The 17,652-nt window shown below is 39.6% G+C and carries 29 protein-coding genes; all 29 read left to right on the forward strand.

Going from position 1 to position 17,652, the window contains the following annotated elements; genetic code table 11:
• Positions 1-448: hypothetical protein (locus tag ACTQ40_RS06795; protein WP_441563674.1), on the forward strand; the 448-nt coding region annotated here is incomplete at its 5' end.
• A 54-nt stretch (positions 449-502) separates the two neighbouring features.
• On the forward strand, positions 503-706 hold the full coding sequence (locus tag ACTQ40_RS06800) for a hypothetical protein (RefSeq protein WP_441541115.1): 204 nt from the start codon (positions 503-505) through the stop codon (positions 704-706).
• Positions 707-931: 225 nt separating this feature from the next.
• Positions 932-1,474: a hypothetical protein gene (locus ACTQ40_RS06805; protein ID WP_441563675.1), complete on the forward strand. Its 543-nt coding sequence runs from the start codon at positions 932-934 to the stop codon at positions 1,472-1,474.
• Between the two features lie 179 nt (positions 1,475-1,653).
• Positions 1,654-2,169, forward strand: a complete 516-nt coding sequence (locus ACTQ40_RS06810; protein ID WP_441541121.1) for a hypothetical protein — start codon at positions 1,654-1,656, stop codon at positions 2,167-2,169.
• Positions 2,162-2,491, forward strand: coding sequence for a hypothetical protein (locus ACTQ40_RS06815; protein WP_441563676.1), 330 nt, complete (start codon positions 2,162-2,164; stop codon positions 2,489-2,491). Before ACTQ40_RS06810 ends, ACTQ40_RS06815 begins: the two co-directional genes overlap by 8 nt.
• A 4-nt stretch (positions 2,492-2,495) precedes the next feature.
• On the forward strand, positions 2,496-2,912 hold the full coding sequence (locus tag ACTQ40_RS06820; RefSeq protein WP_441563677.1) for a hypothetical protein: 417 nt from the start codon (positions 2,496-2,498) through the stop codon (positions 2,910-2,912).
• A gap of 73 nt (positions 2,913-2,985) precedes the next feature.
• Positions 2,986-5,376 carry a DNA polymerase gene (locus ACTQ40_RS06825; protein WP_441541127.1) on the forward strand — a complete coding sequence of 797 codons (2,391 nt, stop codon included), beginning with the start codon at positions 2,986-2,988 and terminating at the stop codon, positions 5,374-5,376.
• A complete protein-coding gene (locus ACTQ40_RS06830; RefSeq protein ID WP_441541129.1) occupies positions 5,366-5,902 on the forward strand; it encodes an NUMOD4 domain-containing protein in 537 nt (178 codons plus the stop codon). The genes ACTQ40_RS06825 and ACTQ40_RS06830 overlap by 11 nt, the downstream gene beginning before the upstream one ends.
• 12 nt (positions 5,903-5,914) lie before the next feature.
• Positions 5,915-6,355 carry a hypothetical protein gene (locus ACTQ40_RS06835; protein ID WP_441541131.1) on the forward strand — a complete coding sequence of 147 codons (441 nt, stop codon included), beginning with the start codon at positions 5,915-5,917 and terminating at the stop codon, positions 6,353-6,355.
• Positions 6,345-6,590, forward strand: a complete 246-nt coding sequence (locus tag ACTQ40_RS06840; protein WP_441541133.1) for a hypothetical protein — start codon at positions 6,345-6,347, stop codon at positions 6,588-6,590. Before ACTQ40_RS06835 ends, ACTQ40_RS06840 begins: the two co-directional genes overlap by 11 nt.
• A 4-nt stretch (positions 6,591-6,594) precedes the next feature.
• On the forward strand, positions 6,595-7,143 hold the full coding sequence (locus ACTQ40_RS06845; RefSeq protein ID WP_441541135.1) for an HNH endonuclease signature motif containing protein: 549 nt from the start codon (positions 6,595-6,597) through the stop codon (positions 7,141-7,143).
• The gene (locus ACTQ40_RS06850; RefSeq protein WP_441563678.1) at positions 7,130-8,191 is read left to right on the forward strand and encodes a hypothetical protein; all 1,062 of its coding nucleotides are present in this window, start codon (positions 7,130-7,132) and stop codon (positions 8,189-8,191) included. The genes ACTQ40_RS06845 and ACTQ40_RS06850 overlap by 14 nt, the downstream gene beginning before the upstream one ends.
• Positions 8,191-8,667 (forward strand): NUMOD4 domain-containing protein, encoded by a 477-nt coding sequence (locus ACTQ40_RS06855; protein ID WP_441541139.1) that lies wholly within the window; start codon positions 8,191-8,193, stop codon positions 8,665-8,667. The genes ACTQ40_RS06850 and ACTQ40_RS06855 overlap by 1 nt, the downstream gene beginning before the upstream one ends.
• Positions 8,668-8,677: 10 nt before the next feature.
• The gene (locus tag ACTQ40_RS06860) at positions 8,678-8,926 is read left to right on the forward strand and encodes a hypothetical protein (RefSeq protein ID WP_441541141.1); all 249 of its coding nucleotides are present in this window, start codon (positions 8,678-8,680) and stop codon (positions 8,924-8,926) included.
• Between the two features lie 8 nt (positions 8,927-8,934).
• Positions 8,935-9,483 (forward strand): crossover junction endodeoxyribonuclease RuvC, encoded by a 549-nt coding sequence (locus ACTQ40_RS06865; RefSeq protein WP_441563679.1) that lies wholly within the window; start codon positions 8,935-8,937, stop codon positions 9,481-9,483.
• Positions 9,484-9,696: 213 nt separating this feature from the next.
• Complete coding sequence (locus tag ACTQ40_RS06870) at positions 9,697-10,272, forward strand: hypothetical protein (protein WP_441563680.1); 576 nt, start codon at positions 9,697-9,699, stop codon at positions 10,270-10,272.
• Complete coding sequence (locus tag ACTQ40_RS06875) at positions 10,273-10,896, forward strand: hypothetical protein (RefSeq protein ID WP_441541145.1); 624 nt, start codon at positions 10,273-10,275, stop codon at positions 10,894-10,896. It abuts the gene before it with no gap.
• A 257-nt stretch (positions 10,897-11,153) separates the two neighbouring features.
• Positions 11,154-11,408 carry a hypothetical protein gene (locus tag ACTQ40_RS06880; protein WP_441541147.1) on the forward strand — a complete coding sequence of 85 codons (255 nt, stop codon included), beginning with the start codon at positions 11,154-11,156 and terminating at the stop codon, positions 11,406-11,408.
• A gap of 4 nt (positions 11,409-11,412) precedes the next feature.
• Positions 11,413-11,817 carry a hypothetical protein gene (locus ACTQ40_RS06885; RefSeq protein WP_441541149.1) on the forward strand — a complete coding sequence of 135 codons (405 nt, stop codon included), beginning with the start codon at positions 11,413-11,415 and terminating at the stop codon, positions 11,815-11,817.
• A complete protein-coding gene (locus ACTQ40_RS06890) occupies positions 11,808-12,047 on the forward strand; it encodes a hypothetical protein (RefSeq protein ID WP_441563681.1) in 240 nt (79 codons plus the stop codon). The genes ACTQ40_RS06885 and ACTQ40_RS06890 overlap by 10 nt, the downstream gene beginning before the upstream one ends.
• Entirely contained in the window at positions 12,023-12,706 is a 684-nt protein-coding gene (locus ACTQ40_RS06895; protein WP_441563682.1) for a hypothetical protein, read from the forward strand. Before ACTQ40_RS06890 ends, ACTQ40_RS06895 begins: the two co-directional genes overlap by 25 nt.
• Before the next feature lie 1,124 nt (positions 12,707-13,830).
• Positions 13,831-14,064 carry a hypothetical protein gene (locus ACTQ40_RS06900; RefSeq protein ID WP_441563683.1) on the forward strand — a complete coding sequence of 78 codons (234 nt, stop codon included), beginning with the start codon at positions 13,831-13,833 and terminating at the stop codon, positions 14,062-14,064.
• 33 nt (positions 14,065-14,097) lie between these two features.
• Positions 14,098-14,820, forward strand: a complete 723-nt coding sequence (locus ACTQ40_RS06905; protein WP_441541155.1) for a hypothetical protein — start codon at positions 14,098-14,100, stop codon at positions 14,818-14,820.
• Positions 14,820-15,113, forward strand: coding sequence for a hypothetical protein (locus tag ACTQ40_RS06910; protein ID WP_441541157.1), 294 nt, complete (start codon positions 14,820-14,822; stop codon positions 15,111-15,113). The genes ACTQ40_RS06905 and ACTQ40_RS06910 overlap by 1 nt, the downstream gene beginning before the upstream one ends.
• Positions 15,106-15,516 (forward strand): hypothetical protein, encoded by a 411-nt coding sequence (locus tag ACTQ40_RS06915; protein ID WP_441541159.1) that lies wholly within the window; start codon positions 15,106-15,108, stop codon positions 15,514-15,516. The genes ACTQ40_RS06910 and ACTQ40_RS06915 overlap by 8 nt, the downstream gene beginning before the upstream one ends.
• A gap of 15 nt (positions 15,517-15,531) precedes the next feature.
• Entirely contained in the window at positions 15,532-15,699 is a 168-nt protein-coding gene (locus ACTQ40_RS06920) for a hypothetical protein (protein ID WP_441541161.1), read from the forward strand.
• A 192-nt stretch (positions 15,700-15,891) separates the two neighbouring features.
• Positions 15,892-16,182: a hypothetical protein gene (locus ACTQ40_RS06925; RefSeq protein WP_441563684.1), complete on the forward strand. Its 291-nt coding sequence runs from the start codon at positions 15,892-15,894 to the stop codon at positions 16,180-16,182.
• An 82-nt stretch (positions 16,183-16,264) separates the two neighbouring features.
• Positions 16,265-16,492: a hypothetical protein gene (locus ACTQ40_RS06930; RefSeq protein ID WP_441563685.1), complete on the forward strand. Its 228-nt coding sequence runs from the start codon at positions 16,265-16,267 to the stop codon at positions 16,490-16,492.
• Positions 16,493-16,514: 22 nt separating this feature from the next.
• Complete coding sequence (locus ACTQ40_RS06935) at positions 16,515-16,862, forward strand: hypothetical protein (protein WP_441563686.1); 348 nt, start codon at positions 16,515-16,517, stop codon at positions 16,860-16,862.
• Positions 16,863-17,652 lie beyond the last annotated feature (790 nt).

Here is a 17,652-nt window from a genome sequence, read left to right on the forward strand (position 1 = left end):
GGAAAGAGACATTGTAGAGAGTGAAGCAGATGTAGTAATCGTTGACCCAGCTTACTACATGGACTACGAGAAGAATACCTCAAAAACTAACGGAGGAGATGCCGCAGCTACTTCCAAAGCTCTTCGAAAGCTTGCCGGACGTACAAAAGTTGTTATGCACGTTATTACACAGGCTGAGGAAGACGACTCCGAGAAGCGTGGCGATGAGCGTGAGCTAAACATTCCAAAGCGTAGCCAAGTTAAGAAGACGAAAGCCTTGCTGGAGGATGCAGCTATTGTGTTAGCTTTCGACAGCTGTGATGGAATCTTTGGGCTAGAAGTTTCCAAAGGCCGTTCCGGAGGCGAGGGAGAAGGCATAGAAGGAATATTCTTACCTTCCATTGGGTATATTGAGGAGAACAGTCAGCAAGTCGTAGAAGAGTTGTTTGCAGACGATATTGAATTTTAAAGGAGAATGTTAAATGAAGTATAGAGTAGACTTTTTCAAAGAAGGGGTACAAATATGAAAGCAGTTAAGAATCCACTTTTTGTAACAACCTTTTCCAACAACTGGTCAGTAAGCGTGGCAAGAGTTGATGATGGAGAATATCGCTGGAGCGTATGCTATACAAATCCAGAAGGCTACTCTGTTTATAGTATGTATGAAACAGCTTCGGAAGTCTTTTCAGAGCTGGCTAAAGTACAGAAATATGAGGAGGACGAATAATGGTAGAATTTATGTTAAAGCTCTGGGCTTGGAGCAAGTTTTTTGAATGGGCTTTTGGAGCAGTCGTGGTAGTAGTTTTCGTAGTAGCTTTGTTAGTATACTGGGCAATCCCTTCGTACAAGCTTCGAAAAATAAATAAGAAATAGTATTGACAATTCCTCTAATTGATGTTATGATTAATTCATAAGTTGATTGGAGGAATTTTAAATGACATATGCACAACGTATGAAAACATTCTACAAGGCTCATGAAAACGACTTGGCCTTGATTGGTAATAAAATTGAATCACATAACTTCCAAGTAGTCTATGACAAAGACTCCGGAGAGTTTCTGAAAGTCCCTACGAAAGTCTCTTTCGCAGCTTGCAAAAATAAGGCATGCAAACTGTGTAAGGAGATTACTGAGCTAGGTAAGATAGCTGATGAAGTAGCTCATGCCAGAATCATTAGCAGAGGCTGGGAGAAGGCTTCTTTATACTCCATTGCACGACTGGCAGATACTGGGATGAATTTAGAGGACATTGCAGAGGCTTTGGAAACGACTCCAGAAGTTATCCGAGGGCTGATTAAGGACGATATCGAATCTGAGGGATGGTCGATGGAGGATGTTGTACGGCTATTCAGAACGACTTTCCAAGTCTCTACAACAGTTATGTATGAGCTAATTCCATATACTGCGGAAGACGTTCGGAAAGCTATTTTAATAAACGGTAAAAAGCTTACTACACTGACTGGTAAGCCACTACATTTAGAGGAGGAAGAAAGATGAATAAATACCATATATACTACCGTTTAATTGGGTCACAATTCACTGATTACTGTGTAGTAGTAACTAATTCTATACAGTCTGCAATTGACAATGCACTAGAAGATATAGAAATTAATGAGCACGTTTTTTTTATCAGAGATTGATATTTGTCACGTTGAGAAAGTGGAGGAGGAAGAGTAATGAGAGAATATAGTTCAAGAAGATTATGGAGCACTGTAGGAGGAAAGGTAGTTATCCCAGAAGCTATTGCAGACTATTTGGAGAGCTTCCAAAGGGGAGGCATCTGGACTATGAATGATAAAGAGGATGCTGCACGACGTATTTGTAATGTTGGTTGGGGGCATTGGGTAGAAGGATCTACTGGAGAAAAATATGACTTCGGGGAAGATCCTAAGAAGTATCATAATATGTTTGGAGGAGAGACTCGTTTTCATATCCTTCGAGCACTTATGGACGGCTACGTAGTACATGCTCCAAAGGTTGCTGTAAGGTTTGGCACGAAGTTTGCAAAATCATTCGAAGTAGATTCAGAACGTACTTCAATGACTTATCGGTGGATGCCTGATCGGGAAGATGAGTACGGCTATATGAGAAGCTATGTACTAACACTTTCAGACTACCTTGAGCCATGGAATTACAGAGATGCTTTAATGCTACAAGAAGATTTTGGAGGGGAGATTGTTAAGTATGGTTAAGAAACTGTTTGAAGTATATGTGACGTATGGTAAGGGCGATGGTGAAGAGCTTCGGGAGAGCTGGGTAGCAGAAGATACTCCAGAGAACCGAGCAGCGTATTTGGACGACCTTTGTTACAGTGATGAGTTTGCTGACTCTGAGAGTAACTTCATAGACGGAAAAAGCAATATCATGAACTACTACTGTTATGGTGGCGATTGGGATGATCCTACTGGGGGATGGTTGCAGGTAAGTAGTTATGAGGAAAAGCGAGAAGACCTTGCCAACGAGTATGACAAGGAAGTTAAACGACTCAAAAAACAATTCGGACGTGGAGAGTGATTATATGAATAAAGCATTATCTTTAGTAGACATTATTGAACAGCTGCCTGACACGCCTGTGGGAACACGCTTCGAAACAGACTATGGAAGCGAGCTTTATGTAAGTACTCAAACAGAGCCTCAAGCAGACAGTCAAAAGGTTCTTAAATGGAAGTCCAATGACAGGTTAGTAGGTATTACCGAAGTAACTGTTGGAACTACCTACTACCTGATTCCAGACTACATTGAGATTAGCTGGCAGGAAGCTTTTGAAATGATTAAGGAAGCTGTTGAATCATTCCACCATCGAACAACAGGAGTTTTCATTGAAGGTGACGGTGGATTCCAAGCGATCACTACTATAGATGACTTTGAGGAAGACCTTGACATCGGAGACTTCATCGACCTATTCCGTATGACATTTTATAAATCTAATAAATAATCTTTGGAAGAGCTCTTGACAGGGCTCTTTTTATGTGCTATTATAAGAAGGTAAACGAAAGGGGACAAACTGTATGAAGATCTCAGTGAATGTGACATCAGTTACCGAAGATAATAAAGCTAAGGAAAAGATTAAGAAAGCCTCTAAGGCAAAGGAAATACCAACTATGGAAGAGTCGTGGGAGCTTATCTACAGCCGTAAGAACTCTCCTACAGACTTGGCAAGACTCCAAAAGGTGGAGGAATGGTTTAAGGAAGGAAAGATTGGCCGAGAAGCTGGCAAAGAGTCCAAAGCCTTTACCAAAGCTGAGGCACTACGCCTTTACAAAGCTATCCAAGAGGCTGAACGTAAGGAAAAGATTGAGGAAATGGCTACTAAAGAGTGGGAAAAGTATCCACTGATCTCTCAAGAAGATGCCGAACAGTGGGTTGATAACTGTCTGAATGCTGACGACGACTACTTTGCAATGGACTTTGAAACAGTCGGAGATAACGGTGGTAAATACAAGTATCGAGAGCAGATAGCAGGCTTCTCACTAACCTACCGATTCAATGGAAAGCTTGTCAATGGATACTTACCAATCCTCCATTACAAGGAGACGGCTACTGGAGAGTTTGTCGAAGATCCTCGGAACGTCAGCAAAGGGCTGTCCTACCATCTCATCGAAAAGCTGTTCCACAGCCCTAAGAACTCCATCTGGCATAACGCCACTTTTGACTTAGGCTTGGTAAAGGCTGCCTTAGACATCGAAGCAACTCATATGCCACACGATACAATGGTTATTATGAAGCTATTGAATGAGAACTTAAGCGACGTTCGGACACCTGCATTTCCAAGCGGAGTCGGATATCAGTTGAAGAACCTTGCAGAATACTTCTTGAAGATTCCGTCTGATACCTTCGGGGAGCTGTTCGGAAAAGATGCAAAGTTTGGCTACGTTCCATTGGATGCCGCTAGATGGTATGGTGCAAAGGATACTTACGTAGGCTTCTTGCTCTTTGAATGGCAGATGAACATTCTTAATAAGTCTAGCTTTGCAAAAATTAAGAAGTATTATGAGCGTATTGAACATCCATGTATCAAAGCTACTTTCATCATGGAGTCAGAAGGCTTTGTAATTGATGAGAGAGAAGTAGCCAAACAGCGTGAGGAAGGCTACAAGCACTTGGACGAACTCCAAGAGGCTATTCAGGAGACTTTCGGGGACGTTAACATTGGCTCTCCACAGCAGTTGTCTAAGATGTTGTACTTTGACAATGATTGGAGCAAGTATGTGACACGTGATAAGAAGTCTATCCTCAGTGGTCATGTAGGCTTTGACGACCATTACATTAGCAACAACCGTAAGTTTGCTTTAGTTGAAGGCAAGAAGCTTTTAATCAATCCTCGGGTAGTTAATGGAGAAACTGTCGGAGACTCTCTGCCAGCCGACTCAGATGCTCTGAAAGCCATTGCCAAGCATCACGAAGAAGTCCAGTTGATTCTTGATTGGAAGGATGAGAGCAAGCATTTATCAGCCTTTGTAGATAAGATTAAAGACTTCATAGAGCCCGACGGAAAGCTGCACGGAGACTTCAAACAGGTTGGTACAGTAACTCTACGCTATGCCGCAGCTAACCCAAACCTCCAACAGCAACCTTACAAGGCTCGTAACATGTTCGGTATTGGAGAAGATTCGTTAATCATGTCGGCAGACTTCTCACAGCAGGAGCCAAGGCTCATGACTCATATGTCTAAGTGTAAGGCTCTTATTGAAGTCTATCAACAGGCTCGTGATCTATACTCTGAAATGGCTTCGGCAATCTTTAATAAACCTATCGAAGAGTGTGGAGATGGCTCCATCTGGCGTAAACGTACCAAAGTCGTTGTATTAGCTATCATGTATGGAATGTCGGCATGGTCTTTGGCAGAGTCTTTGGGAGTATCCAAGGATGAAGGACAGAAGATGATTGACGACTTCTTCAAAGCCTATCCGGAGGTTGATCGATGGATAAAAGATAACCAAGAAGAGGTTAAGAAGAACCGCTATGTAGAAACTCTTTGGGGGACTCGCAGACGGTTTGTGCAAGAGGATTTCAGCGTCCTTAAGAAGGCTTGGAATGACTTAACTCCAGAAGATAAGAAGACTCGTTCAATGGTTAACAGAGCACTCCGCCAGACAACTAATTTCAAAGTCCAAGGAGGAGCTGCTTGCCAAACTAAGCAAGTAATCGTTGCAATGGTTCCGAAGTTGCAGGAGCTGTCCGAAAGACGTGGCAAGAAGCGTTGCTTTAATCTGCTTGCCCAAATCCACGATGAGGTCTTATTCAAAGTTCCAAAAGACGTTACTCCCGAGGAAGTAGCAGCCATTGAGGATGTCATGATTAACACTGTTAAATTAATTGTTCCGAGCAAGACTGACATTGCTATCGGAAAAGTCTGGGGCAAGTTGGTAGACAGAGAGGAGTTTTTTAATGGTCGTTAAATGGAGGCCAATTAAAGGATTTGAAGGTATGTATGAGGTAAGTAATACAGGGATTGTTAGGAGTTTGAATCGTAAAGTATTTAATGGAAAAGTTTGGTATCTTAAAAAGGGTAATATAATTAAGTCGTCGTTAAATCATCCTAAAGGATATCTAAAAGTAGGTTTATGGAAAGATGGTAAGCAATATATTCACTATATCCACCATCTTGTATATGAGGCGTTCCTTGGAGAAAGAGATTTAACTAAGGAGCTCAACCATATTGACGAGGATTCACAGAATAATTGTTTAGAGAATCTCGAAGAGGTAACTCCATTAGCTAATAAACATCATGGAACACGCATTGAGAGGTGTGCTAAGGGGCATCTAAAACCTATTGAAGTTACCTTCGAAGATGGTTCAACTATGAATTTCAGTGGCCAGAGACCTTTCATGCAGGAGCACCCTCAATATAAACAGTCGGGGATTTCTAAGGCGCTAAAATATGGCATCAAATATAAAGGTACATCCTTTAGATATATTAAATAGGAGGAAGATTAAATGAACGAAGAGATTAAGCAAGAGATCGCCAAGAACTTTACGAAGGTTAACGACTACATCATGGAAGCAACTAAGCGAGAGCTATCTAAGACGTGTAAAGACGGTCGTTTCTTAGACCACTCCCTTTATGCTCTAGTAGCTAAACACGATGTCGAGCAGGAATTCGAAAAGCTTATCAAAACTTTCGAACTTATCGACGAGGAGCGCAAGCTAATGGGTAAGCACGACTCGATGATGAGGGACTTTCGAGATGCTGGTAAGCCTTCTGGATATGCTTTGAAAGACTTCAAGAAGCTATCGAAAGACCAGTTGGCAAGGGTAGCCAAACTCCAATCCAGTATGATTTATGTAATGGCTGATTGGGGATACTACAACGACGGTAAGGAAGAGAGACTTAACGAGATTCGCAAAGAGTTGGAGGACATCTACAATGAAGCCTAATTTGAAAGACTATCTGATAGCTACTGGACAGTTTTTAGGGGCACTAACCATAGCAATTTGCATCATTTTGCTACTATTACTAACCATCTTCGTTCTAGCAAATTACCAAGTAGTGGCAATAGGTCTTGGCTTTGTTATAGGAATAGCTGCATTAATCTGGTTTTTTGGAGGATGTATTCATACCCTAGCGATCTCCCATGCAAGAGACAGACTTGACAAAGACGATGAAATGTGATATAATGGGACAGGTAGAGGAGGTCGCTTTATTGACTAATGTAGAAACGATTCATGAGGCTCCATTAATATACAATGGAATCCAGTCAGACAAGTATTTCATAAGCACCCGAGGAGTCATTCGAAATATTAAAACGAATAAGTGTTTGACTCCTCAAGATACTGGCTACTTACATGTACGAATCCCTCACGGAGATCAGACGATTAATGTTAGGATTCACAGAGCTGTGGCAGAGACTTTCTTACCCCGACCGGAAGGCTGTGATGTAGTCAATCACAAAGATGGCAACAAGCAGAATAACGACGTTTCCAACTTAGAGTGGGTAAGTCAATCAGAAAACGTTTTGCACAGCCTTGAACAGCGTTCGGGAGAGATTATTCTAGACGACTTCATTGTAACAGTCCCTGTAAGTGGATTCCGAACATATCATATTAAAGCTGTGTCCAAAGAGGCTGCTAAGGAAGTTATCAAAAGCGGTGGCACAACCCCACGCTCACAGCATTTTGAAGAGCTGATTGGGAAAGCAACTATCATAGAATTTGGACAATTTTAATCATGGAGGTTTACATTTAATGGCAAAAGGTTTAGCAGCAGTTAACAAGGCTTCCGGACAGACTTTGGCACAGAAGATGGCAATAGACTTTGCACAGGAGCTTGATCGCTTTTGTGCCACCGGATTTAACACAGACTTACAAATAACTAAGCAACTCTATTCTCAGTATATCAACGTTCTTGACAACAACCCCTTTGAAGACTTTCCGAAAGGCGTTCCATTCTTCCGTTCAAGTGGCACTGGAAAATGTCTTCGTGAGCAGACTCTCCGAGCGATTGATGCCTTAGAGTTTACCAATAATGCAGACAAGCGTTTGGTAAGCCCTTGGCAGAATCGTTGGCAAAACATCGGTACAGCTATCGGAGACATGGTGCAGTTGTATGTCTTAATGATGGAGAAGCATTATGAACGACTTGTTGGAGAGCCTTGCCACTTCCGATTTGAAAGGACTCCAGAAGGTTACCCGATGTTTGAAGAGTTTTCCACGACGTTCCAAGAGTTCAAGAGTGGTAAGATAAACTTCATTACCGGAGGCTCTTTGGACGGCATTATGATTTACACTGACCCAGAGACTGGAAAAGAGTATCGGGTAGGACTTGAGGTTAAGTCTAAGCAAACAACTTATGCAGCGACTGGTCATTGGTCTATGAAGGAAGCTAACTCCAAACACGTATGGCAGGTTACTAACTATGCTATGCTAAAAGACCTTGACCAGTATCTCATCGTCTATGTAAACGCCTCTCACAAAGGCTGGAACATGACTGAGGAAGACTATGCCAAGTACCCAGATTTCCGAGTATTTGGGGTGGAGACTCCAGAAGAGAAGAAGAAAGAGGTTCGGAATCGTTTCTTCACAGCTGTTGAAATGGCTCACGAAGGAGTATTTCCAAAGCTTTCATTGGCTGATTTCCAATTCAACGACTACAAGACAGCTTGCGCTTTAAGCCTTACCTATAGGGAATTAGAGGAACTTAAGTTAGAAGCTTCCACTAAGTTTGAAAAAGAGGCTATCAAAGAGATTGAACGGATTCGAAAGGATATTGTGTAATGGAACAATGGAAAGAGATTCAAGGATTCCCAGACTACTCCATAAGCGATCATGGAAATGTATATAGTAAACTTTCTAAGAAGTTGCTAAAGCCTAATAAATTAGCTAGGGGATATTATCAGGTATGTATTTCGGGCAAGAGAAAGCTGGTTCATCGATTAGTGGCAGAAGCTTTTATTCCTAACCCCGAAAATAATCCCCAAGTAAATCACATTGACGAGGATAAATTTAATAATCATGTCAGTAACCTTGAATGGGTAACCGCCAAGCAGAACTCTAATTATGGGACTCGGGAGCTTAGAAGAATAGCTTCCGTTTCCAAAAAGGTTATCGCTACACCTATTAAAGAAGGAACTCCAATCTTATTTAACAGTATAATTGATGCAAAAGATTGGGGATTTAACCCAAGTCATATAACCTCTTGTGCTAAAGGTAAGCGAAAAAGCCATGGAGGGTACACTTGGGAGTATTTCTAGGAGGAAGATTATGAAGATCACATATTACACAACTTTCACAATTACCTATCTAACCCCTATCTCCAATGAGTCTGGGGACGACATTTTCTATGAAACATATAGCTTCGAAGCCTCAGAAGGTTTTCCGGAGACGAAGGTTGAGGAGATGTTAACTGACCTTCATACAAATGGAGCAGTAATCATTGGAACAACCGAGGGGCTACTGTATTTAAACAACCACAACATCGCTTCTATCATGGTTCATAAGGAGGAAGATTGATGCGTTTCATGGCTTTTGACATCTCATCTGTTTCAACAGGTGTAGCAGTATTAGACCAAGAGGCTAACGGTAACCTTACGTTAGTCTTTACCACAAACATTATTACAAACTCCAAGGATAAGACTGGCAAACGCCTCCGAATATTTGCCGAAGAGATGACAGGACTTCTCAATGAGTTTAAGCCAGACTTTGTAATTAAGGAGACGACAATCTGTCGGATGGCTACTCAATTTATTAATATGAAGTTCTTCGCAGCCTTCGAGCTAGTCTTGGAATTAGAAGGGTACCCACGCTACTATGAGTATGGCCCGACGACTGTTAAGAAGGTTGTCGCAGGCTCTGGGAAGTCCTCTAAAGCAGACGTAGCAGAGGCTATCCAAATCTACACAGACGTTGATGTATCAGATATGACCACAGATGAAACCGATGCTATTGGAATTGCTCTTACTCATATTGGAAAGACTTCTATGCTCATTCCAAAAGCTGAGATCAATGCTGCTAAAGAGTTTGATGAGAAGCAGCAGGAAGCTATGGAGGCTGTCGGAGATGATGTTTAGAGTCCAAGTAACAATAGCTTTTATCTTTAAAGTTGTTATGGAGCTTGTGCAGTATCTATTCTATATCCTAGTAGCACCTGTTGCAACATTCGTGCAGGAGCTGATTGATAGCCTACTAGCATTTCCTTTTAGAGCTATCCGATTTGCTTGGAAAACCTATTGCACAGCTATGAAGACAGGAGAATTTCCATCACAAGCAAGGAGGAAGATTAATTGATTAAAATAGCATTAGCAGGAACTGCCCGGGCTGGCAAAGACACTTTTGCAAACGTCTTGGAGCAAGAATTATCCAAACAGGGTTATGAAGTTATTCGAGTAGCGTTTGCAGACTACTTAAAAGAAATCTATCAGCAATTCTTCGGTCATTTAGTCAACAACGAGAAGCCTCGGGATGCTTACGTAACCCTTGGAAATGCTTTTCGTGAGATTGATATAAACTTTTGGATTCGTCCAGTAGAGGCCATTAGAGATTATTTTGAAAATACAGAAGGCTTCGGAAAGCCAGTAGCAATGATTATCACTGACACACGTTACTTTAACGAAGCTCTCTGGGCTAGTCAAGAAGGCTTCTTAGTAGTCAAGGTAGATGCTGACCCACTGATCCGCCAAGCTCGTGCAGAAGCTTTGGGAGAGACTTTGAAATTAGATAATGAAGGGGATTCTGAGGTTGATCTCATTCAGCCGGACGTGACTATTCTAAATAATGGAGAAGCTGATTTCCAAGCTATGCCAGCAGTTGCCAGAGCAGCTATTGAAGAGTATAAAGCGAGGTTTGGGAAGGTTGATTAGATGCCATTGTATAATGAGATAGGTTTTTACAGAGCTATTACAGAAGCTGAGACAGCAGGGCAGTGTGCCTTGCATCTCAAACGCTTTGTGACAGTTGTCCTAAGACGTAGTAAACTTCCAGCAGAAGTCAGAGGGCTGTTTGTAGAAGAGGCCTACGAGCTGTTTCATAAGCTTTGGGGGGAAGATGTTCCAGATACCTTAGCTCACGCCTTAAGCACCTTCTACATGCAGGACGACACCACTGGGGGTCTTTCTGGAGACAATAAGTATGCTAAGTGTAGCAGCTTTGAGTATAGTTTCTACTCTTATCGAAAAGAGAAGCGGATAGCCACCGAAGACTATTTCCTAGAATCGGAATTTAGTCCTATGATAGAGAACTCCAAAGTCTATGGAGACTACATGGTTGACCAAGACTACTGGATTTGGCTTGAAGAAGTTATTGACAGAAGCAACCTTCGATCTGATGAAGAATACGTCTTCCGGAAGAATGTTTTGGAAGGCATATCCCTCAGAAAGTTGGAAGGATATAACGGACTTTCTAAAAGCACTCTAGGCAGACGACTGAAAGATGCACGTAAGAAGTTTACCAAAGCAGTTAAAAAGTATGGCAAAGAGGCAGGGTAACTCCTGTCTTTTTATTTTGCAAAAACTGTTGACAGATTCCAAAAGTCATGATATGATTAATTCATAAGTTAGTAGAGAGGATGTTGAATATGATGAAGCGGTATGAAGTAATCTATTACCTAGACTTTGAAAGCACTCCACGAAGTTATGTAGTGATAGCCCACAGCCCTGAGGAAGCTGTTGGAAAGACTTGTTGGAGAGAACGTGGGAAAGCTGTCCGAGTAGATATTGTTAATGAGGTTTAAGGAGGAATTGGAATGAATCCAGAAACATACGCAATGGTTAAATTAGCTCCAAAAAGAGTTAAGCCACTTATCACTTCTTTGTACATGGCTAACGCATCTTTGAATGAACGGATTGAGCAGCTTAATGACCGAATTGAATTTGAAGAAAATCGTACTCAGAGAGAAAGTTATAGGGTACGTGTGGCACGATACAATGACCAGATTCAAATTAATTACAATGTCATTGACCAACTGAACAGCTATTTAGAAACTATGGGGATGGAGTGAAGACATGACTAAAGACACCTATGTAGAAAACATTACAAGAACCTTTTGGAAGAACGTGGATGCTCTTCGACAGCTCCATCAGATGTCTTGGGTAGAAGTCTGTGGAGACGGAACCTCTTCAACAGGCTTTCGGAATAATACTCCACCAACCCTTGCAAAGATGGCTAGGATCGCTGAACGGCTCCATACAACTGTTCCAGAGCTTTTAGATGACAGTAGGTTGCCAGAGCCTACCGAAGAACTCTTCATTGTAACCCTCGGGGGATGGACTCTTACGAAGCTAAATAACAATCAGGCAGCCTTTACAAAGAACTGGGCTAACGAATCTTTAATGTTTTTCCGAGACATTCATGTAGCCTGTGATGCTGCTAAAGAATTTCCAGATGCTATAGTAGAGCTATGGAGCTAAGAATTTTTGAAACAGACGAGCTACAGCTTCTCGGAGAGCTTGTGGACTCGCATATTGAAATAGCTCATTCAGCACGTATTCCTTTGGAAGGATCGGCGCTGTCACAGGAGCTGGTCGGAGAGCTTTTAGAAAATAATTCACGAAAGCTGTTGACATTGTACAAGATACGTGGTAAGATTGGTTTATTGAAAGAGGAGGAGATATTATGCAAAGATATGTACGTTTGTTGAATAATGGAGGGTACCCAGATATTGACCAGTATGTCGGAAAAGTTTTCCCAGTTCCTTGGGATAGTTACAACCTAGTTGAGGTAAAACTTCCGGATGAGGTGTCACGATTTTTTAGCATATCTGATGGAGAGGCCGAGTACGTAGAACATCCAGAAGCTTCCCTAGATGTTGCTTTGAGTAATTTTATGAAGCAGTCGGATGAAATGATTAAAGCCCTAGAAGAGACTCAAGCAGCGTTAAAGGCCGCTCAGCAGGGGACAAAGGAGCCTAAAGTAGGAGATTTTGTAAAGATTAAGTCCAAGGATAATTTGGAGGTATCTACCAAGCTATATACAAGTCGTTGTGGTTACGTTGGAAAGATTGTAAAGGTAAGTAACAGCCTAGCAGAAAGTCGTAAAGTATTTACTGTAAAATTTCCACAAGCTTCTTTCTCTTTTCTGGAGTTCGACCTCGATCACTATGAGGCAAAATTTTACGAAAGTGAGTTTACAGTTGTGCCAGAAGGTACGGAAGGCTTACAAGGAGTCCAGCCATCTATTGGAGTATTTGGGATAAAGTCGGATCTAAAAACTCTAACAAATATTCCCGAAGAATGTATTAGTATGACAGGAGAATTTTACACAGAATTTTTGGATGGAAATGTAACAATTACAGAATAATTTTTTGACAGTTGCCGAAGGGTAGCTGTCTTTTATTTTTGCCAAGAAATTTGGAGGCAGATTTTTCAAAATATTTTTCTAAGTTAAGGGATATTTTTAAAATTATTTTTCTAGGAATGGAGTAAATTTTTAAAAATTTTTCCTTTAATTTTTCAAATTATTTCAACAAACTATTAAAATAGCACTATAACAGCTTTTTAACGTCGTCAGAGGAGCATTCTAAGCACGTTTCAGATCAAAGATTGGACAATCATCCGTTAAAAATCATCTGACAGCCTTTCAATCAGCCTCCATAATAAAAACTTACCACGTCTTGGCCAAGCTTTTGCCACAGCTGCCAATAAGACTACATCAAGTAGCACAAAACTATTCAAATAACTCATATCCATCCTAAAATAACATTTAACTAATGGATTTCCCCAGAATTTTATAACAGTCCCCCGGGATTTTTAAGAAAAATCACTTAAAACATCATGACAGGCGTACGAGGTTTCCAGCAGCTGTCCACAGGATGCACCCCGGGATTTTTTAACAGTTTTCACTTAAAACGTCATAGCCTATACACAACATTATCAAGGCTTTTCCACAGCTTTTAAGCTTCTTTTAGACGACTTTTGAACAAGATCAGGAAGAAGTCTCGCTGAAAGTTTTCTACTATATAAGGCGACTTTTTGGACAGCTTTCGAAAAATAAAATAAAAAACTTTTAGCAAAGCTATTGCAATTTAAAAAACGTCATGGTATATTGGTATCAAGTTAAGAGAAAGGAAGTTGAAAAACATGACTTATAACATTTATACAAACGACAATTTTTACGCCACTTGTGGAAGCCTAACTGCTGTTTATAGTCTTGTAGCTAGTCTTGAAAAGTATATTTCAAAAGATAAGATAAAAGTGTTGACAGTCGCTTGATATTTTGATAAGCTTATGACGAGATCAGGAAAGGAGGTTTTATAATGGTTGTTTCATGGCTGATTTTAGCGCCTGTATGTGTCGTGGCAAGCGCCCTTGCTTTTGTTGCTTGGTTAGATGATTAAAATAAAATTGTTGACAGCTGTTTAAAGAGCTGTTACACTGTACCTACAAAATAAAAAATTGAAAGAGGTTATAAAAATGAATAAAAATATGATTAAAGAATTTTTGAGCGAGTATGAAGAAAATGGCACACTGTTAAATATAGAAATTAATATCGGCAATAATGATATTACTATTGTGGCAGATAATGAAATGAATGATATGGAAGACGGTTTTCTAACTGTTTTTATAGATACAAACTCAATAGAACTAACAAATGAATTATATGAATATTTGAAAGGTATTAAAAAGGAAAATACAAAATTGCAAATTACTACAAACTAGATAAAAAATAAAAAATTGAAAGAGGTTATAAAAATGAACGAACAAAAACATTATATCACAGTCGGAGAAATTCTTGAAACTATAGAAGAAAGCTTTGGGCTGAGCGATTGGGAAACTGTTAAAAAGGAACTTGAAGCAATGCAAAGCCCAATCAACTTTACAGGAAAAACAGCACCAACTTTAAGCAAAGATCACTTTGGGCGAATCTCTTTACTAAGCTTTTTTGAAGAGATGGAATATGCAGGCGAATGGTTAACCGTTGACGAATTTAAAGACTATTTCAACGAATTAGACAACGATTGGGGAGGCGTTTCATGGTATGAATATGGTGCCGACAATACTTACAATTATTGTGGCTACCTTGAAAGAGATTTAAACTTTATTATCTATGAGAATGATTGCACAGAAGAAACTCTGGTTTTCTTTGCTGTCCATATTGGCATAGACGTGCGAGCAGGTTATACAAAATACTTTTCGATGAAATTCGACAACCTTTACAAATTTCAAGAAAAACTGTCTGAACGCTTCGAGCTTGCTTTCCTAGAATATAAGGACAGTGACGGAGATATTCAAGGAATATCTTTATATGGTTCAGCAACAAGCGAATATATCGAAGGCTATTTCAGATTTGACGATAGAGACTTCGAAGAATGTATTGACGTATACGACAAAGAAACGGCTATCGAAAGCCTAACCGAGTTTATGAAAGATAATGAAATTGACTTTGTCGAAGGCTCTTTGGAGGTTGTCGACTAATGGTTAAAAACGAATATAAAAGCATGTATGAAGCAGAAAAAGAGAAGAAAGAAAATAGCCTCGTAAATAAGTCTTTCAAACGAGGCTTCACAACTATCAACAGCTTAAAACGTTCCCTAGTCCTAGCAAAGACTTCTCAAGAGGCATTACAAGGCTTGCCAAACGATTCAAAAAGCTATCATGAAACTATGCAAATGCTAGAGGATAATCTTTTGAAAGCTTCTGCTCTTATGTTAAGTGTAGAACTAGATTTTAGAAACATACACCACAGTTTTAAGAAAGGAAGTGAGTGACTTGCTACCTATCTTATGGGCAGTTTTTGGTATAGCTGTCTGGACTACTCTTAAAAAAGCTTGCCAAAAACTTTCCGACTACTTAGAAAGACGAAAGGACAAACAATTTCAAAAAAGACTTGAAAAACAGTTTGAGAAAGCTTATAATAAAGTCACAGGCAAAGGCTTGCTGAAAACGTATCGAAGAGGAAAGCTATCCATAAATAACCTAGCGTTACTTTTGGAGGCTGTCAAAGAAGTTGACCCGCTTCTCTATGAAGACGTGGTAAGAAAGCTTTCTGATATGATTAGAAAAGAAGAAATAAGGAAAGGACTGGCAAAGCCTAGTGAGCTGATAGAAACACCGAGCTTTTTTGGAGATGATTCAGATGATGACTTGATAACACTTGATAAAGATTTATAGAAAGGGCTAGTGACTATGAAAAATAAACAAAAAATAATTGCCATCATTAACGATCTGAAAGCTGATAACTTTTTTAACATCGACGATGAAAGTAGAAAAAATATTCAAGTAAGCATTGAACTATTGCAGTCAGAATTAGGTATCACTGAAATCGAGTTGCAAAAAGACTTAGAAAGTAGATAAGAGAGGAGGTCATGAAATGTTAGAATCGTTTATTTTCATAGCTGTTGCATTAATTGGTGGAAGCTTTTGCACAAGTCGATCAATGAAACAATTAGACGAAATTATAAAAGAAGCAGAAATTTTTAAATAAACTATTGAAATTGTAAAAAAGCTATGCTACACTATAGAAAAGAAATTGAAAGGATGATAAAAATGTACGCAACCATGGAAGAATACCAAGCTCTGGAAAAAGCTTTTAACGTAAGATCTCAAAAAGCGTATGACAAGCTTATGCTTGAGCTTTCAAAACTAGGATATCGCTGGCTTACACATGAATATTATGAGCCTATCAAAATAGATTACTTTTATAAGAACGGTAGAAATACTTTGATCTATGCTGTTGACGGTTCCATTTTATATGGTTCTTTAAAAGAAGAAAAAGAAACGCCTTATAAAGTTTTTAAGCCGTCGGACTGTCTATCAGATCAATTAGAAATAATTTAAAAAAGTTTAGCTAAATCTATGGACATTAAGCAATAAAGGTATTAAACTAGGATCATAAGATAAAGGGAGGAAGTTTTTGAGTATGAATCACTATAAATTATATGTAGACATGAAAGAGGGAACTCACGACTATGTTTCAGCAACCATCTATAATATGTTAGATGAAAAAGTTTTGGAATTAGACGAAATTAGAAAACCTGAAAACGTATCAGACTATAATCACGAGTGGAAAACAGGACTTTATTCACACTATGAAAGAATTGCAATGCTGGAATTAGACGATTATAACGCTACTTTTTCACACCTATAGATAAACATGGGAGGCATACAAAATGAAACTAAAAAACTTTACAATTACAATGCTAACAATTATTACAGTTTTGAATATAACTTTTCTCATAGGTACAAAAGCTTATGAGAAAGGCTATCAAGAAGCTTCGGGAGCTAACAAAGTCAACAATGAGCTTCTCGCAGAAGCAGAAGATACTATCGAAAGCAACCGTAACATGATTGCAGACCTTAATAAAAAGCTAGACTCGTACGCAACTATCAAGGCAGACTTTGTTATAGTTGAAAGTGACACGAAAAAGCTATACGTCTACCCTATCGACAACGATAAGAAAACTATTCAGACATTCAAAGTTGACGAGGGAATCGGTTTGGAGGCTGTCAACAAATAATCAAATAGGCTTAGAAAGGCTACTCCGATTGTGGAGTGGCTTTTTTAATTATTAAGAAAAGATTAAGAAGTGATCTGTTATTGTTTGTTAAATTAAATGCTTTCAAAGCCGGCAGATAGGCTTTTATTCCACTTGTTTATACGTGTTGGATGTTATTCTTAAGAGGGCGTGGGACTTAACTTTTTTAAAAGGGTATCTGTTATGAGAGTAACAGATTATAATAAGCTATTATAAAAGCTATTCCATTATCTATTACCAAGCATGCTTTCAACAGCCTTTGCAAAAGCTTCCCAAGGCTTCCCAAAGCTTAGGTAAGTAACTGTCAACAGCTTATCCAGAAGCTATTAGAAAGCCTGTCAACAGCTTATCCTAACGTATAACTAAATAGTCAGAAGAGAAGTTGCACCATTGATTGGAGTAGCTTCTTTTTATATCCTCTTAAATAGCTCACGAGAAGCCCTCTCAGACGTTTAACTATAGCAAGGTAAGCTACTATTATCCTATCATTTGGAGGGCGTATATGAGAATATACAAGGCATATATTCAAAGGCTATTATAACAACTATTATAGGCGTTACTCAAACGGTTATTCTGGAACGTGGTGCACAACTATCCGAGTAGCTGTTCCGGTAACTGTTCGAGAGTCTTTCTGATCGTCTGATAATAGCTTATAATGGAGTATGTTGCATGGTGTTCGATAGGCTGCCAGGCACCTTGCCGCAGCTGTCAGAGTACAGTCAATAAGTCAAACATAAACGTAAAACCTATATAGAGCCGACAACCAACTGCC

Source organism: Collinsella sp. Sow4_D11 (assembly GCF_052116465.1).
Lineage (GTDB): Bacteria > Actinomycetota > Coriobacteriia > Coriobacteriales > Coriobacteriaceae > Collinsella.